The 15,086-nt window shown below is 52.6% G+C and carries 15 protein-coding genes and 1 pseudogene; 4 read left to right on the top strand and 12 right to left on the bottom strand.

The genetic code is table 11. The features are described 5' to 3' along the window. Nucleotides 1–128 precede the first annotated feature (128 nt). The 12 genes and pseudogenes from L1F30_RS07170 to L1F30_RS07115 all read right to left on the bottom strand — a co-directional run bounded on the left by L1F30_RS07170 (nt 129) and on the right by L1F30_RS07115 (nt 12,632). On the bottom strand, nt 129–701 hold the full coding sequence (locus tag L1F30_RS07170; RefSeq protein WP_253361131.1) for an imm11 family protein: 573 nt from the start codon (nt 699–701) through the stop codon (nt 129–131). Beyond that, nucleotides 679–1,347: an AHH domain-containing protein gene (locus L1F30_RS07165; protein WP_253361129.1), complete on the bottom strand. Its 669-nt coding sequence runs from the start codon at nt 1,345–1,347 to the stop codon at nt 679–681. The genes L1F30_RS07170 and L1F30_RS07165 overlap by 23 nt, the downstream gene beginning before the upstream one ends. Nucleotides 1,348–1,464: 117 nt before the next feature. After that, entirely contained in the window at nt 1,465–2,355 is an 891-nt protein-coding gene (locus L1F30_RS07160; protein ID WP_253361127.1) for a DUF6694 family lipoprotein, read from the bottom strand. A 188-nt stretch (nt 2,356–2,543) separates the two neighbouring features. Then, nucleotides 2,544–2,921 (bottom strand): hypothetical protein, encoded by a 378-nt coding sequence (locus L1F30_RS07155; RefSeq protein ID WP_253361125.1) that lies wholly within the window; start codon nt 2,919–2,921, stop codon nt 2,544–2,546. Further along, a complete protein-coding gene (locus L1F30_RS07150; protein WP_253361123.1) occupies nt 2,921–3,139 on the bottom strand; it encodes a hypothetical protein in 219 nt (72 codons plus the stop codon). Before L1F30_RS07150 ends, L1F30_RS07155 begins: the two co-directional genes overlap by 1 nt. A gap of 253 nt (nt 3,140–3,392) precedes the next feature. Further along, nucleotides 3,393–3,932, bottom strand: coding sequence for a YaeQ family protein (locus tag L1F30_RS07145; protein ID WP_253361121.1), 540 nt, complete (start codon nt 3,930–3,932; stop codon nt 3,393–3,395). Between the two features lie 1,583 nt (nt 3,933–5,515). After that, nucleotides 5,516–7,747 (bottom strand): YgiQ family radical SAM protein, encoded by a 2,232-nt coding sequence (locus tag L1F30_RS07140; protein ID WP_253361119.1) that lies wholly within the window; start codon nt 7,745–7,747, stop codon nt 5,516–5,518. Nucleotides 7,748–7,993: 246 nt separating this feature from the next. Continuing rightward, a pseudogene (rluB, locus tag L1F30_RS07135) lies at nt 7,994–8,845 on the bottom strand (23S rRNA pseudouridine(2605) synthase RluB); the annotation flags it as partial. Further along, nucleotides 8,842–9,945 (bottom strand): SMC-Scp complex subunit ScpB, encoded by a 1,104-nt coding sequence (gene scpB / locus L1F30_RS07130; RefSeq protein ID WP_253361116.1) that lies wholly within the window; start codon nt 9,943–9,945, stop codon nt 8,842–8,844. The gene scpB and the pseudogene rluB, both read right to left, overlap by 4 nt. Before the next feature lie 2 nt (nt 9,946–9,947). Further along, nucleotides 9,948–10,892, bottom strand: a complete 945-nt coding sequence (locus L1F30_RS07125) for a ScpA family protein (RefSeq protein ID WP_253361108.1) — start codon at nt 10,890–10,892, stop codon at nt 9,948–9,950. A gap of 143 nt (nt 10,893–11,035) precedes the next feature. After that, a complete protein-coding gene (locus L1F30_RS07120; protein ID WP_253361100.1) occupies nt 11,036–11,662 on the bottom strand; it encodes an L-threonylcarbamoyladenylate synthase in 627 nt (208 codons plus the stop codon). Nucleotides 11,663–11,711: 49 nt separating this feature from the next. Further along, nucleotides 11,712–12,632 carry a PHP domain-containing protein gene (locus tag L1F30_RS07115; protein ID WP_256476028.1) on the bottom strand — a complete coding sequence of 307 codons (921 nt, stop codon included), beginning with the start codon at nt 12,630–12,632 and terminating at the stop codon, nt 11,712–11,714. A 26-nt stretch (nt 12,633–12,658) separates the two neighbouring features. Here L1F30_RS07115 and L1F30_RS07110 point away from each other — a divergent pair, with 26 nt between their 5' ends. From L1F30_RS07110 to L1F30_RS07095, 4 genes are all read left to right on the top strand, one after another. Then, nucleotides 12,659–13,414, top strand: a complete 756-nt coding sequence (locus L1F30_RS07110; protein WP_253361089.1) for a VC0807 family protein — start codon at nt 12,659–12,661, stop codon at nt 13,412–13,414. 43 nt (nt 13,415–13,457) lie between these two features. After that, nucleotides 13,458–13,757 carry a YciI family protein gene (locus tag L1F30_RS07105; RefSeq protein WP_253361087.1) on the top strand — a complete coding sequence of 100 codons (300 nt, stop codon included), beginning with the start codon at nt 13,458–13,460 and terminating at the stop codon, nt 13,755–13,757. Between the two features lie 72 nt (nt 13,758–13,829). Continuing rightward, nucleotides 13,830–14,507 (top strand): TIGR04211 family SH3 domain-containing protein, encoded by a 678-nt coding sequence (locus L1F30_RS07100; protein ID WP_253361080.1) that lies wholly within the window; start codon nt 13,830–13,832, stop codon nt 14,505–14,507. 9 nt (nt 14,508–14,516) lie between these two features. Further along, nucleotides 14,517–15,071 carry a peptidylprolyl isomerase gene (locus L1F30_RS07095; RefSeq protein WP_253361079.1) on the top strand — a complete coding sequence of 185 codons (555 nt, stop codon included), beginning with the start codon at nt 14,517–14,519 and terminating at the stop codon, nt 15,069–15,071. The last annotated feature ends 15 nt before the right edge of the window (nt 15,072–15,086 follow it).

The following is a 15,086-nucleotide window of genomic DNA, read 5'->3' as shown; positions in this document are numbered from 1 at the left end:
TAACGCAATCTTGCGCCATGCAAAGAGCGGGGAATGAAAGTAAAAGTAGAGCTAGTAAGGCTTTTTGCATCTATGATTGCGTTTTTAATGGGTGAATTCAGACCCTAAAGAACAACCTAAAATACATTTTACAAAAATACCCTAGCAAGATCTTTTTCAAACACAACACCACCCAACTGACTGTCCTCAACTACATCTTTAAATGCATCAGCACACAACAGAAAACTGTTGTGTGCAAACCCAGGTTTAAACAGCAGCTTACCTTGCACCTTTTCTTCAAGCAGTACCAGCTCCTTGGGAATATGCATAGAATCTTCAGATTCCATCTGAAACTTGGATTTGGCGTGATCTATCACCTCACCACCCACGGCATCCAAGCAGTTGAACAACCAAAATCCGTCCACCAAGGGGAAAAACTCCCCTACCCCTTCCAATAAAGGGCCCAAATCGTTTTTGGCTTTTTCACTGAGAACCAAGCATGAGTAGTTCCAAACAGATATATCAGGTACCGCATTGGATTTTTTGTCTGACTCAAAGGTAACAGCAACTGGCTGCCAATCGCCTTTTAAACGATCACCCAAGGATTCATTCTTTTGAGAGAACCAGACCTTAACGCCCTCAAACTGCTTACGCATAGCCCGAAAATCAACAAAGGCCTCGTGAAAGCCATTAACGTTATTAAGTAGTCGGTAAGTTGTCATAGGGATCGTTCCATTGACCTTTCGGTAACATCACTTCTTTAGGAAATGTTGCATGAAGCAGGTCTCGCCGTGTATCTGACAGCCTATTGCGCACCACTCGCTCATCAAAAACACCGGCAAATCGAATATTCAGCCATGCAAAGTAATTATGCCGGTGAATCCTACTGTGAGGTACCGCCTTTGGATAAGGTTGCTGCCCGGTGTATTTTGTCCGCGAGGGCAACCAACAACCGTTGTCGGCATCGTCAATTCCTACACTACATTCTGCAAGTAATGCCCTGAGCTGCCAAGCCCTGGTATCACAACCGGCAACAATCGCATGGGCATGCCAGTATGGGCCTGGCCGCGCAAAGCCATCGGCCCGCATATGATCACCTAGGCGTTGTGAGCAATGCTTCTCATCTTCTAACTCATCAACATCCTTGTCTTTTGCGTCCTGCCGATACTTCGCCAACCCCGCCTGAACCTGCGCAATTACCTGTATACGCCCACGCTCATGCTGTACGAATTTTAGCCAGCGCTCAGGATCTTCCTTTAACTTTTGATTACTCGCCAACCGCTTCTTGTACCCGCTCATTGCCCTATCTAGTTCTGTTTGCAACGCATAGGGAACGTCTTTTTCCATCTCCATAGATAAAAACTCCATTTAATTACATTAAATCGGTATTGCTATCTTAGTTAGCGGACGGTCACAGAAGCAAGGCTGATTTCCGAGGCAAATCAATCACTCTGCCCCTATTGATATTAAACGGGGCATTAAAAGTTATTTTGTGAACTCTATATCCACCACTTTTGCAGTAGCCTCACCTTCCTGCCAATCAGATAAAGCTGATTCCAGCGTATAGTATTTTCCCTTCTCCATTTCTTTAACGTATCCAGGCTTAAGTGGCTTATTATCACCACTGTATGAATACCTGCTCACCAGAACTGGAAGATAACCTTCTTCAAAGATAGTGTTACCACCTTTATCTTTGAAATAAACAACAACTTTTACTTTGTCTAGTGAACGATCGCCATTGTTTTTGAGAGATATTCTAACTGCTGGGACATCCTTTTTAAGGTAAGTATCAATTCGTTGAGCTACAAACTCTGTTATTTCAACCTTATCCATGTAACTCATTTTTTCCGTGAACTCTTCCATGGCCTTAGTAGTCTTTTCGATACCTGTCTCAGCAGCCTCAACACCGGAGGAGATTTCGCTCAATGCTTTATATTTGGCAAGGGCTTCTTCAAAGTTATTGCTATCAAGAAGCTTTTCAGCTTCCTTTTTAAGAGCTGTAACTCTCTTCCGTTCTGCCTCTTCCTTTTCTCTTTTAATCCTGTCTTGCTCGATATTTAAACGGTATTTATTGAGAATTTCGTCGCCTGTTAAACCATCAATCGACTTTAAATTGGCGGCAAACATTGCTTCGTTTGTGACGCCTGGTGACTTACCCGAAAAAGCAGCCCCCATCATTGCTTTAAGCCCGCCTTCCCCGCCAATAGAGAAATACATTAACGCTTTTTGAAATTCCTCGTGATTCGACTGTGGCAAGCTTTCAACTATTTCCTTGGTTGACTCCTTAATTGAAGCTTCGCTAGAGGAATCAAACTTAGCTGGGCCAAAGCAACCAGAAAGCACTAGCACAAGGCAGATGAGAATAATATTTTTCAATGCAAAACTCCTTTTTCCGTTTTCTCTATTAATAGTTGACATCATATTCTACGCTCTAAAAACATAACGCCCAGCGCAGGCGTAGCCAGCGCTACGCACCTTTTGTGCTAATGTTTGAGCTCCAGCGAGTAACACAAAAGGTGAGTAGCATTGGCTGTCGCTCTGCCGCTGTTTGTTAGCAATGTGGGTCAAACTAGGAACTCTATTGGATCCTTGGACTTGAAGTCCCGCTTACGCATGACTGTAATTGCAATAATTTCTCGGTGATCCAGGCCGGATGTATCTTTTGTAAGCTCGACAGCACACGGTATATTGATGTCAGTTTTTGAGCACCGAATATTGAACGTATCATGATGCTTAAGCTTTACCAGCTTTCCGACATAGACCGTTGTGAGCCGGTTAAAAATACTATGTAGTTCAGTGATAGTAATATTTGGCACGTTTCTTGGATCGTTCATTCTACCCTTGACAAAATGAACTGACATTTTGAAAGTAAGGCGCTCTTGAGAGAAGCGCTCATTCAGAATGCTTTCTAGCAATGAAATTTCATCAAGTGCGATCCCCATTATTTCTCTCCCTGAAATTTCTGGTAAAGATCAGCTAGTTTCGAATTTAATTCTTCCGCTGAGTGAGCCGTAATAGATCCGACAGATTGAGACTCTAGTACCGTTCCAATTCGAACCTCAAATTCTTCATTATCAAAAGAATCAACAAAAACGGACTTCCCCGTTTTCTCATCAATGAATGAGGCAAAATTGTCCTCAATTGACATGTCAAATTTCACGCCGATCTCCTTTTAACGTGATTGAATTGCTAACAACTGATTCAATGGCGAGTCTAAACTTGGCCGGCTCTTAGTCTATATCTAGACAGCCCATATCCAAATCTGTACGCACAGTAATTTCGATCTAAATAATGCCACAACTTTGCTGATGTATGTCTATCCCTAGTCGAATTAGATTCAGCAAACATTAGCGCCTGCCATTTATTGAAATTGATGCCCTATCATTTCTGTGAACCTGCAATCAAATGTTGTTTTACGCGCCAGAAAAATTCCCCATCTGCACGTGCACTACGCCCTGCCCTGTATCCACGTAAAGCTCACCACCTGCGATGCTGATACTCCAGCGGATGTTGCGATCCAGGTTTTTGGCGAGTTGTTCTATGTCTGCCCAGGGGAAGCGGGCGATGGTGAGTTTTTCTGATTGGGGCATGTCTTTGCTTTCTATGCCCCACCAGGTATCTGCAGTTTTGCCGAATGCATAGAGTTTGACGGCTGCAGCTTGGTTTACGGCTTTGCGGAGCCTGTCTGCTTTGGGTTGGCCTACTTCTACCCAAAGAGCAATTGCACCGTGATCTTCTTTTAGCCAGAGGTCTGGCTCTTCTGCGGTTGAAATACCTTTGGTAAAGGCCAAGCGTTCATCGGCATTTAAGGCAAAAGCCAGAATACGCACCACCATGCGTTCTGCGGTTTCAGAGGGGTGCTGGGCTAGGGTGAGTTGGTAGCTTTGGTAGTGATGCTTATCGCTATCTGCCAGATCCAGGTTTAATTTATAGATTGTGGGCTTAAGGGCCATGAAAACTCGCCGGTACTTGATGTGTAGCCCCGTAGAATATTGCAGCAACGGCTGAATTACAAAGCGAAACGCCCACTGATTCCCACGCCAATACTTGCCCTACTACCGATGCTCACAAGAAGTAAGGTAAACACCTTGTGCCCGCAGGCCAATTGCGAACACTTCACACAGCACATTGCCAAACACTCGCAGAGCAGCGACCGGAGGGTACAAGGTGTTTGCCTTGCTTCCTGCGCCGAAGTTTCATCCTTATAAACTCCACCCCCTCACCTGCCCTGCCCAGCCAGCGAACCGCCTGAAAAGCCCACCCCACCACTAGCCCTACTACCGATGCTGGCAAGAAGTAAGGTAAACACCTTGTGCCCGCAGGCCAATTGCGAACACTTCACGCAGCACATTGCCAAACACTCGCAGCGCAGTGGCAGGAGGGTACAAGGTGTTTGCCTTGCTTCCTGCGCCGAAGTTTCAACCATACTAACTCCACCCACTCACCTGCCCTGCCCAGCCAGCGACCCGCGTGAAAAAACCACCCCACCACTAGCCCTACTACCGATGCTCACAAGAAGTAAGGTAAACACCTTGTGCCCGCAGGCCAATTGCGAACACTTCACGCAGCACATTGCCAAACACTCGCAGCGCAGTGGCCGGAGGGTACAAGGTGTTTGCCTTGCTTCCTGCGCCGAAGTTTCAACCTTATAAACTCCACCCCCTCACCTGCCCTGCCCAGCCAGCGAACCGCCTGAAAAACCCACCTCACCACTTGCCATACTGCCGATGCTCACAAGAAGTAAGGTAAACACCTTGTACCCGCAGGCCAATTGCGAACACTTCACGCAGCACATTGCCAAACACTCGCAGCGCAGTGGCCGGAGGGTACAAGGTGTTTGCCTTGCTTCCTGCGCCGAAGTTTCATCCTTATAAACTCCACCCACTCACCTGCCCTGCCCAGCCAGCGACCCGCCTGAAAAAACCACCCCACCACTTACCATACTGCCGATGCTGACAAGAAGTAAGGTAAACACCTTGTGCCCGCAGGCCAATTGCGAACACTTCACACAGCAGACTGCCAAACACTCGCAGCGCAGTGGCCAGAGGGTGTAAGGTGGTTGCCTTGCCTCCCGCACCAAAGCAGACCTCTGAAACTACCAACGTTGTTTTCACTGCGTTAAAAGCAAGCTCAAGATCACTGCTGTCCCACAAATCTACAGGCATGGAATATGGGGCGCAGTTTGTGACCGTCACCCGCATGGACGCGGGTGTCGAGACTACATGGATGTATTTACGTCGTGTCACAAACTGCGCCCCAGATTTCATGTCCAGATATCGCTTAGAAACTCTGCGATATAAGTAGTTTCAACGTCTGTTTTCCATGGAGACTTAAACTATGGGACAGCAGTGAGCTCAAGATGCTCATTTATTACTCATAAACTCCGCTCTTTCGCCTGCTTTTGCCCGGGCGGCGAGCCGCTTGTGTAAACTGCCTCGCCTACGCTTCAGCAAACTGCTTTCCGCCGGCTAACCAAGTGGCAAAAAAAACGGGCGACTAAAAAGTCGCCCGTTTAAAATCACTTGAATTTACAAACCTACCGCCCCTTAGAACGGGGCTTACCCTTGCGGGCGTTTGGCGGTTTGCGTGCCGGAATTTTATCGAACTTATTGCCGCTCGCCTTCTGGCGTGCGCCACCTTGCACAAACTGCTTACGGCCGGGCTTGGATTCGCCGGGTAACAGCTTATCTATTAAATGCGCCTTATTCATTTTAATAAGCGATTCGCGCAAAAAGCCCCAATTACTTGGGTCGTGATAGCGCAACAACGCCTTGTGGAGCTTGCGCTGGTCTTTATCGCGCGGAATGTACAAGCTGCCTTTTTTATAGCTTAATTTTTTCAGCGGGTTGCGCTGTGAAAAATACATAGCCGTAGCCAGTGACATAGGCGATGGGTAGAAGGTTTGCACCTGATCTACTTCAAAATTGTTCTTCTTCAACCACAGCGCGAGGTTTAGCATGTCTTCATCTTCTGTGCCGGGGTGTGCGGCAATGAAGTATGGCACCAGGTATTGGGTTTTACCGGCCTCTTTTGAATACTTATCAAACAGCTTTTTGAAGGCGTAATAGCTCTCCATGCTGGGTTTCATCATCATGTCTAGCGGGCGCCCCTCGGTGTGCTCGGGTGCGATTTTCAACATGCCACCTACGTGGTGGGTTACCAGCTCTTTTACGTACTCCGGGTCGCGCACGGCCAGATCGTAGCGCAGGCCAGAGGCAATAGAGACACGCTTAACACCGGGAATTGCACGCGCTTTACGGTACAACTGCGTGGTGTGCTTATGATCTGTGCCCAGGTTTTTACAAATGGTGGGGAACACACAAGAAAGCCTGCGGCAGGCGCTTAAGGTAGGCAAATCTTTACACTGCAAACGGTACATGTTTGCCGTGGGGCCGCCCAAATCTGAAATGTGGCCGGTAAAGCCTGGCACCTTATCGCGGATTTCTTCAATTTCCCGCAGAATCGATGCCTCTGAACGGCTTTGAATAATGCGCCCTTCGTGTTCGGTAATTGAACAAAAAGTACAACCGCCAAAACAGCCGCGCATAATATTGATAGATGACTTGATCATCTCAAAGGCGGGAATTTTTGCGTTGCCGTAGCTTGGGTGCGGGCGGCGCTGGTAAGGTAAATCGAAAACGCCGTCCAGCTCATCGGTTTCCAAGGGCATGGGTGGCGGGTTTACCCAAATTTCGCGGTTGCCGTGCTTTTGAATAAGCGGGCGCGCGTTAAAGGGGTTGGCCTCTTGGTGCAACACACGCGAGGCGTGGGCGTAGAGCACCGGGTCGTTGCGCACCTTTTCAAAGCTGGGCAGCCGAATGTAGGTATTCGGGTCTTTATAACTGCGCCCGGCCAGCGGCATGGGAATAATGCGCACGGGCTGCTCTTCATCGGCAGGGTTAGCCGCCTGATTTTGCTGGCAAGGCGCGCTGCTGGCTTGCAACTGCCCCTCGCCTGCCTTCAAGCCTACTTGCGTGTTGTTGGTATCACTTCCGGTATCTTGCTGATATTCGTAAGGGTTCGGCAATTTATCAATATTGCCGGGCCAATCTATGCGTGATGAATCGATTTCCGTCCAGCCTCCGGGCGGGGCTTTACGCACCACAGTTGTACCCCGCAGCGTGCTTAATTCTTCAATAGTTTTACCGGCGGCCAAGCCGTGGGCAATATCTGCAATGGCGCGCTCGGCATTGCCGTAAAGTAAAATATCTGCGGTGGCATCTATCAACACCGAGCGGCGAACCTGATCGCTCCAGTAATCGTACTGCGCAATGCGGCGCAGGCTGGCTTCTATGCCGCCCAGCACCACGGGTACTTCACTGTAGGCCTCTTTACAGCGCTGTGAATACACCAGCACGCAGCGGTCCGGGCGTTTGCCGCCTTCGCCACCGGGGGTGTAGGCATCGTCGTTTCTCACTTTTTTATCGGCAGTGTAGCGGTTGATCATGGAATCCATGTTGCCGCCGCTTACGCCAAAAAATAAATTGGGTTTACCCAGCGCCTTAAAGGGCTCTGCAGATGTCCAATCGGGTTGGCAAATCAACCCTACGCGAAAACCCTGCGCCTCTAAAAAGCGGCCAATCACCGCCATGCCGAAGCTTGGGTGATCTACGTAGGCATCGCCACACACAATGATGATGTCGCAGGAATCCCAGCCGAGCTGATCCATCTCTCTGCGCGACATGGGCAAAAACGGTGCCGGGCCGAAACATTCGGCCCAGTAGCGAGGGTAAGAAAAAAGTTGTTTGGCCTGTGTTGAATGCGCCATGGCGTTACCTAATTAGCGCGAACCCGAGCGGTTACTGCCCGGCCGGGCTTTGCTGCCAGATTTATGAGCGGGTTTGCCACCCTTGTGGGAGCGGGCCTTTTTACCATCGCCTTTGGGGGCAGGTTTACCTGCAGATTTAGGCGCGGGCTGTGCTGATGCCTTGCTGAGCGGTGCCAGTGCCGGGCGCGGCTTGCTGCTGAACTCTTCTGCGTTATCGCGCGGTTTTTTCAGCTGGCGTGCCAGCGGGCGCTTGGCTGCACCCACGCGCAATTTGCGTTCGTGGCGCTCGCGGTTTTCGCGGGTTTCAATGTGCTCTGGCTGTGGCTGGTGTTCTATGCCTGCCGTTGCACACAAATCGCCAATTTCTTTATCGGTTAGTTCTACCCACTGGCCCACGCGCACGTGTGAGGGAATAAAACAATTGCCGTAGCGCACGCGCTTCAGGCGGCTTACGCGCACCCCTTGCGACTCCCAAAGCCTGCGCACTTCGCGGTTGCGGCCTTCCATTACCACACAATAAAACCAGCGGTTACGGCCTTCGCCGGCGCCATCTACGATATCGGTAAACTGGGCTACGCCGTCTTCCAGTAATACACCATCGAGTAAGCGCTGGCGCATTTCGTCGTCTACATCGCCTTGAATGCGCACCAGGTATTCACGATCAATTACCGATGAAGGGTGCATTAATTTGTTGGCCAGCTCGCCATCGTTGGTGAACAACAATAACCCGCTGGTGTTGAAATCTAACCGGCCCACGGAAATCCAGCGCTCGCCTTTTAACTGTGGCAAGCGGTCGTAAACTGTGCGGCGGCCTTCCGGATCTGAGCGCGAACAAATTTCGCCTTCGGGCTTGTTGTATAACAGCACCCGGCGCTTGATTTCGCCGGCACTGAAGGTGACAGATTTGCCATCTACGCGAATGCTGGCGCTGGCGCCCACCCGGTCGCCCAGAGCTGCAATTTTGCCGTTAACTTCAACGCGGCCAGACTCGATCAGGCGTTCCATTTCACGGCGCGAGCCCAGCCCTGCGCGGGCCAGCACTTTTTGCAGTTTTTCATCGCCGCTTGGCGCGGCCGGTGTGTCTTTTTGTTTACTCATACCGCACTTGGGTCTTCTTCAGTAGGTTCTGTTGATGCCTCACGTTGTTCACCAACAGCGGCTACCGGTTCTTCGGCGGCCAGTAAATCAGCGTCTGTAAAGCTTTCATCTTCGGTGACGATTTCGCCCTCTTGGGCTGTGATTGCGTCTGGTGTTTCGTCTGCTGCTTCTTCACTCGCATCAGGTTCTGCTTCTACTTCCGCTCTCGCGTCTGCGCTCACGTCTGCGCTCACGTCTGCGCTCACGTCTGCGCTCACGTCTGCGTCTTCAGTATTGTGGTCACTTGGGGCTTGTGCAACTTCGTCTTTGGCTTCGTCTATGCCTTCGCGCTCCTGCGTCTCCGGGTCGTCGGCGAGATTCAGCTCTTTGTTGAGCTCGTCCAGATCGCGCAGCTCACTCAGAGAGGGTAATTCATCCAGGCTTTTAAGGTTGAAGTAATCCAAAAACTGGCGCGTGGTGGCATACAGCGATGGCCTGCCCGGCACGTCGCGGTGGCCTACTACCTTGATCCACTCGCGCTCCGAGAGGGTTTTAATAATGTGCGAGCTTACCGCCACGCCGCGAATTTCTTCGATATCACCACGGGTAATGGGCTGGCGGTAGGCAATAAGGGCAAGCGTTTCCAACAGCGCGCGGGAATACTTCTGGGGCTTTTCATCCCACAGGCGGTTCACCCAAGTGGCTGTTTCTGCACGCACCTGAAAGCGCCAGCCAGAGCCCACTTCGCGCAATTCAAAGCCGCGGTGCTCGCAATCTGCCTGAATCTCTTCAAGGGCGGCCTTAATTTCTTCTTTGGGCATGGGTTCGGCGCCGGTATCGCTCACGAACAGTTCCGCAATTTTGGCCACGGTTAAGGGCTGGCCGGCGGCCAACAGCGCACCTTCAACAATTTTGCGCAACAGCGCGCGATCTACCACGGGCGCTTCATCATCGGCCGCGTCTGGTTCGGCATCGGCACTGGCCTGGGGCTGCACTTCGGGTGCCTCATTCTCGGCCGCGGGCTCTGCGGCTTCAGCGGATGCTTCAACAGGGTTTTGCCCGGCGGCCTCCTGCTCTGGGGTTACGCCGGTTTCAAGTGTTTGATCGGGAGTATCAGCCATGGTTACTGCGTTCTCGCTCTCACGTGGATGGCGCCAAAACTGTCGTTTTGCACGATTTCCACCAGGGATTCTTTAATCAGTTCAAGTACCGCCAAAAAGGTGACCACTACACCTAAACGGCCCTCTTCTACGGTAAACAGCTGCACAAACGGCATGAATTGTTTGTGCGCCAAGCGGTCTAGCACCTGCCCCATACGCTCGCGGGTGGAGAGCTTTTCTTTGGTGACGTGGTGGCTTTCAAACATGTCGGCGCGGCGCAACACCTCAGACAGCGCCAACAAGAGTTCTTTTAAATCTACATCCGGCTCCGGGCGCGTGAGGTTGCGATCGGGCGCCTGGGCCGAGGCATGAAACACATCGCGGCCTACCCGGGGTAGCTCGTCTATGTCTTCGGCGGCTTTTTTGAAGCGCTCGTATTCCTGCAGGCGGCGAATCAGCTGCGCCCGTGGATCTTCCTCTTCTTCCTCGGCTTCGCTGGAGCGTGGCAGCAGCATGCGCGATTTGATTTCCGCAAGCATGGCCGCCATAACCAGGTATTCGGCCGCCAGCTCGAACTGCATGGCGCTCATCATCTCAACGTACGACATGTACTGGCGGGTAATTTCCGCCACGTTGATTTCCAGAATATCGAGGTTCTGGCGGCGAATGAGGTACAACAGTAAATCGAGTGGGCCCTCAAAGGCCTCCAGAATCACTTCCAGTGCATCTGGCGGAATGTAGAGATCTTTGGGGAGGTCGGTAACGGCCTTGCCCTGCACAATGGCGAAGGGCATTTCGGCTTGATCTGGCCGCGCTTTGGCTTCTGCCGCGGGTTCGCTGGGCGCCTCGCCTTCGGCCTGGGCAGGCTGGCCTTCAGTTGGCACCTCAGCGCCTTCGGCTGCGGGGGCCGGCTGGTCGCCTGCGGGCGACTCGGCTTGATCTGGCAAGGTATCTAATTCGGAACTCACAGGGTATCTCTCAGCACGGATTGCTCTCTCAGCAGGCTAATCGGACAGTCAAAGGGTGACATTATGGGGCCGCGCCACGGGCACTGCAATCGCAATTGCCCATGAGTGCCCCACAACCGGCTGGCACTGGCCCAAACCGCAGTTTATGCGGCTTCGAAGGGGCTAAAATCGCCAATACCCTGACGCACCAGCGCCGGTACATCGCCGGTTAAATCCACCACGGTGGTGGCATCCAGCCCGCAGTAGCCGCCATCTATCACAAGGTCCAGCTGGTGTTGCAGGCTGTCGCGGATGTCGTAGGGGTCGCTCATGGGGTATTCATCGCCCGGCATTTGCAGGGTGACGCTCATCAGCGGCTCGCCAAGCTCGGCCAAAAGCGCCAGGGCAATGGCGTTATCGGGCACGCGCAAGCCAATGGTTTTGCGCTTGGGGTGCAAGAGCCTGCGTGGCACCTCTGAAGTGGCCTCCAGAATGAAGGTGTATTGGCCGGGGGTGTGGTTTTTCAGCATCCGGTAAATTTGGTTATCTACCTTGGCGTAGGTAGAAAGTTCGGATAAATCCCGACACATCAGGGTGAAATTGTGGTGTTTATCCAGCTTTCTGAGGGCGCGAATGCGATCGAGGGCGGCTTTATCGCCAATGTGGCAACCCAGCGCGTAGGCGCTGTCTGTTGGGTAGGCAATGACCCCGCCCTTGCGCACAATTTCTGCCGCCTGCACAACCAGCCGGTGCTGCGGGGTTTCTGCATGAATTTGAAAAAACTGGGCCACTTGGCCTCCTTGCTAGAAAAAGGGCTTTTTATTCAATAACTTGCCTAGCTTACACCGAAACCGCCTGCACCACAGCCGGATGTTCCGCCAGTGCCGGCAGCGCCCACACGGGCGGCAGGCCCTCGGGTAAGTGCCCCGCGCAACCCAACTCCTGCCAGCGTTGGTCGGGCAGGTGAAAATCGCTGCCAATGGAGGCGTGCACCCCAAAGGGCGCAAGCTGGCGGGCCAGATCTGCTGTGGCGGTTGGCTCCTGGTAGCCGCTGATCAACTCTACCGCCTGGCCACCGGCCTCAATGAAATCGCCCAGCAGCTCACGCATTTTGGTACGTGTAAGGCTGTATTTTAGCGGGTGCGCCAACACCGCCACCCCGCCTGCAGCAGAGATTAGCTGCACCGCCGTCTGCACTTCGGGGAAGTCTTGCTTCACATCGCCCGGCTTGCCATTGCCCAAAAACCGCTTGAAGGCCGCCGCCTGGGAGCTCACCTTGCCAAGCTTCACCAGCGCGCGGGCAAAGTGCGGCCGGCCGATACTGCCCTCGCCTGCCTCCATTTGTGCCGCGCGCAGTATGTCTTGCTCGCCGCTTAAACCCGCCTTGGCCAGGGCCCGGGCAATGGCCAGAGCGCGCGCCTCGCGCACCTGGTGCATGTCTTTCAGGGCGCGGGTCAACACCGGGTGCTCTGGATCAAAGCCCAAACCCACCACATGAATGCCCCGCCCGCGCCAGGTGGTGGATATTTCTATACCGGGCAACAGCGCAATGGCTTCGGCCGCGGCGGCCGCTTGCGCCTCTGGGTAGCTTGCCAGGGTGTCGTGATCGGTTACTGCCAGCAGCGTCACGCCGCGCTGTTTGGCCCTCGACACCAGCGCCTCAGGCCGTAAAATACCGTCCGATGCGCAGGTATGCGTGTGTAAATCAAATAAAGCAGTAATATGAACCCCCGGTATGCGGCCATGAGTGGCCCCATGCAAACGCCCATTTTGCCACCGAGACGCAAATGACCCAAGCACAAAACGAGGCTCCCAAGGAGCCTGGCACCCCGGCTGCGGCCGAACCCCAAGCCACCAAACCGCCAGAGCGCGAAAACCTGCTGATCAATCTGCTGTTTAACATCGTGATTCCCACGGTGATTCTCACCAAATTCAGCAACGAAGCCTGGCTGGGCACCAAATTCGGGTTGATTGTGGCGCTGGCCTTCCCGCTGTTTTACGGCTTGAGAGATTTCAAGCAGCGCGGCAAATTCAACTTCTTCTCTATTTTGGGCATTGTGAGCGTACTGCTAACCGGCGGCATCAGCCTGATGGAACTGCCGCCTGAGTATATCGCCATTAAAGAGGCCGCCATTCCCGGGCTTTTGGGGCTGGCCACACTGTTTTCTTTGAAAACCCGCTTCCCGCTGGTGCGCACCTTCATTTATAACGACCAAATTCTAAAAGTGGATGTGGTGGATCGCGCGCTCGATAAGTACAACAACCACCCGGCCTTTGAAGCGGTGTTGCGCAATGCCACCTACCTGCTGGCGTGCTCGTTTTTTGTAAGCTCTACGCTTAACTATGTATTGGCCAAATGGATTGTGGTGAGCAACCCCGGCACCGAAGCCTTTAACGAAGAGCTGGGCAAAATGACGGCACTCAGCTACCCGGTAATTGTGGTACCGGCCATGGCTATTATGATTTACACCTTGTTTTATCTGTTCAGAAATATTAAAAAACTGACCCATCTGGATTTTGAAGATTTATTGCACGATGCCTGATTGGCCGCGCGCACGGAACACTAAAAAATACTAAGGACGCACCATGCATTACGCCATCATCAGCGAAGACGTTGCCAACTCATTGGCACTTCGTAAAACCGCCCGCGCAGATCACCTGGCAAGGCTTGAAACCCTGCGCGAACAAGGCCGCCTGCTGCTGGCCGGCCCCCACCCGGCCATAGACGCCGAAGATCCGGGCGAAGCAGGCTTTACCGGCAGCCTGGTGGTGGCTGAATTTCCAAGCCTGGAACAGGCTCAGGCCTGGGCCGATGCAGACCCATACATTGCCGCCGGCGTGTATGCGCGCGTGGTGGTAAAACCCTTTAAGAAAGTTCTGCCCTGAACGTGACGGCGCCAACAGCCAAAGGGCTTGTGGCCACGTAAACTTACACAAAAACACAACGTGGAAAACACCGTGATCAGAATACTACTTATTGTTTTGGCCTGGGCCGCCTGCACGGCAACCCCGGCCAGCGCCCAGGAAACCCGCTACATTTCAGATCAACTTTTTGTGCCGCTGCGCAGCGGCCAAGGCAACCAATACCGCATTATTCACCGCGGCCTGCCCTCTGGCACCAGCGTGAAATTCATTGAACAAAGTGAAGATGGCGAGTGGAGCCTGGTTGAAGTGCGCAACGGCGAACAGGGTTGGATTCGCAACCAATACCTGCTGGAAGAACCCACCGCCGGGGTAAAGCTTGCCCGCACAGAAGCAGAGATGGCCAAGCTGCGCAAAGATTACGAAAACCTGCAAAACGACTACCGTGCACTTAGCGGTGATAAAAGCAGCGCGCTCAACAATATTTCAAGCCTCACCGCCCAGCGCGATCAACTGGCCGAAGAGCTGGCCAACATCAAGCAGCTTTCTGCCAACGCCATAGACCTCAACGAACGCTACCAGGCGCTGCTGGAAAAACACCAGATGCTGCAAACCGAAGCGGATATTTTAAAGGCCTCAAACCAGCGGCTGGAAAACGACAAAGTGCACAACCATTGGATTTACGGCGCCTCTATTCTGGGCGTGGGCATGCTGTTTACCCTGATTATTCAGGGCTTCAGTGGGCGCAAACGCAAATCCGAGTGGATCAGCTAAGGAATCACCATGCTTAGAATACTCAGCACGCTGTTGTTGTTAGTGGTGGCAAGCACAAGCCTTGCCGCCAACCCGAAAGTGCGTTTTGAAACCGACCTCGGCAAAATCACCCTGGAAGTGTTTGAAGACCGCGCCCCCATTACCGCCAAAAACTTTTTAACTTATGTAGATGAAGGTTTTTACAACGGCACCATTTTTCACCGTGTGATTCCGGGCTTTGTGGTACAAGGCGGCGGCTTTACCTTCGATTTCGTAAAAAAGCCCACCCACGAGGCCATTGTTAACGAATCCCACAACGGTTTGAAAAACTACTATGGCACCCTTTCGATGGCGCGCACCGCGCACCCAGACAGCGCCACCTCGCAGTTTTTTATTAACGTAAACGTAGGCGGCAATGCACACCTGGATGCAGGTAAAAACAAACCCGGCTACGCCGTATTTGCCAAAGTGATAGACGGGCTGGATGTAGTAGCCGCCATTGCGCGTGAACCGCGCGGCGCCATACGCGCCTTTCCCGAAGCGCCCAACACCCCGGTGCGTATTTTAAAAGCCTACCGCCTTTAAGCCGCTGACGGTTTT

This window comes from Simiduia sp. 21SJ11W-1, from assembly GCF_024138675.1.
Lineage (GTDB): Bacteria > Pseudomonadota > Gammaproteobacteria > Pseudomonadales > Cellvibrionaceae > Simiduia.
The sequence above is the reverse complement of the archived record's forward strand: the minus strand, read 5'-3'. Positions and strand labels throughout refer to the sequence as shown.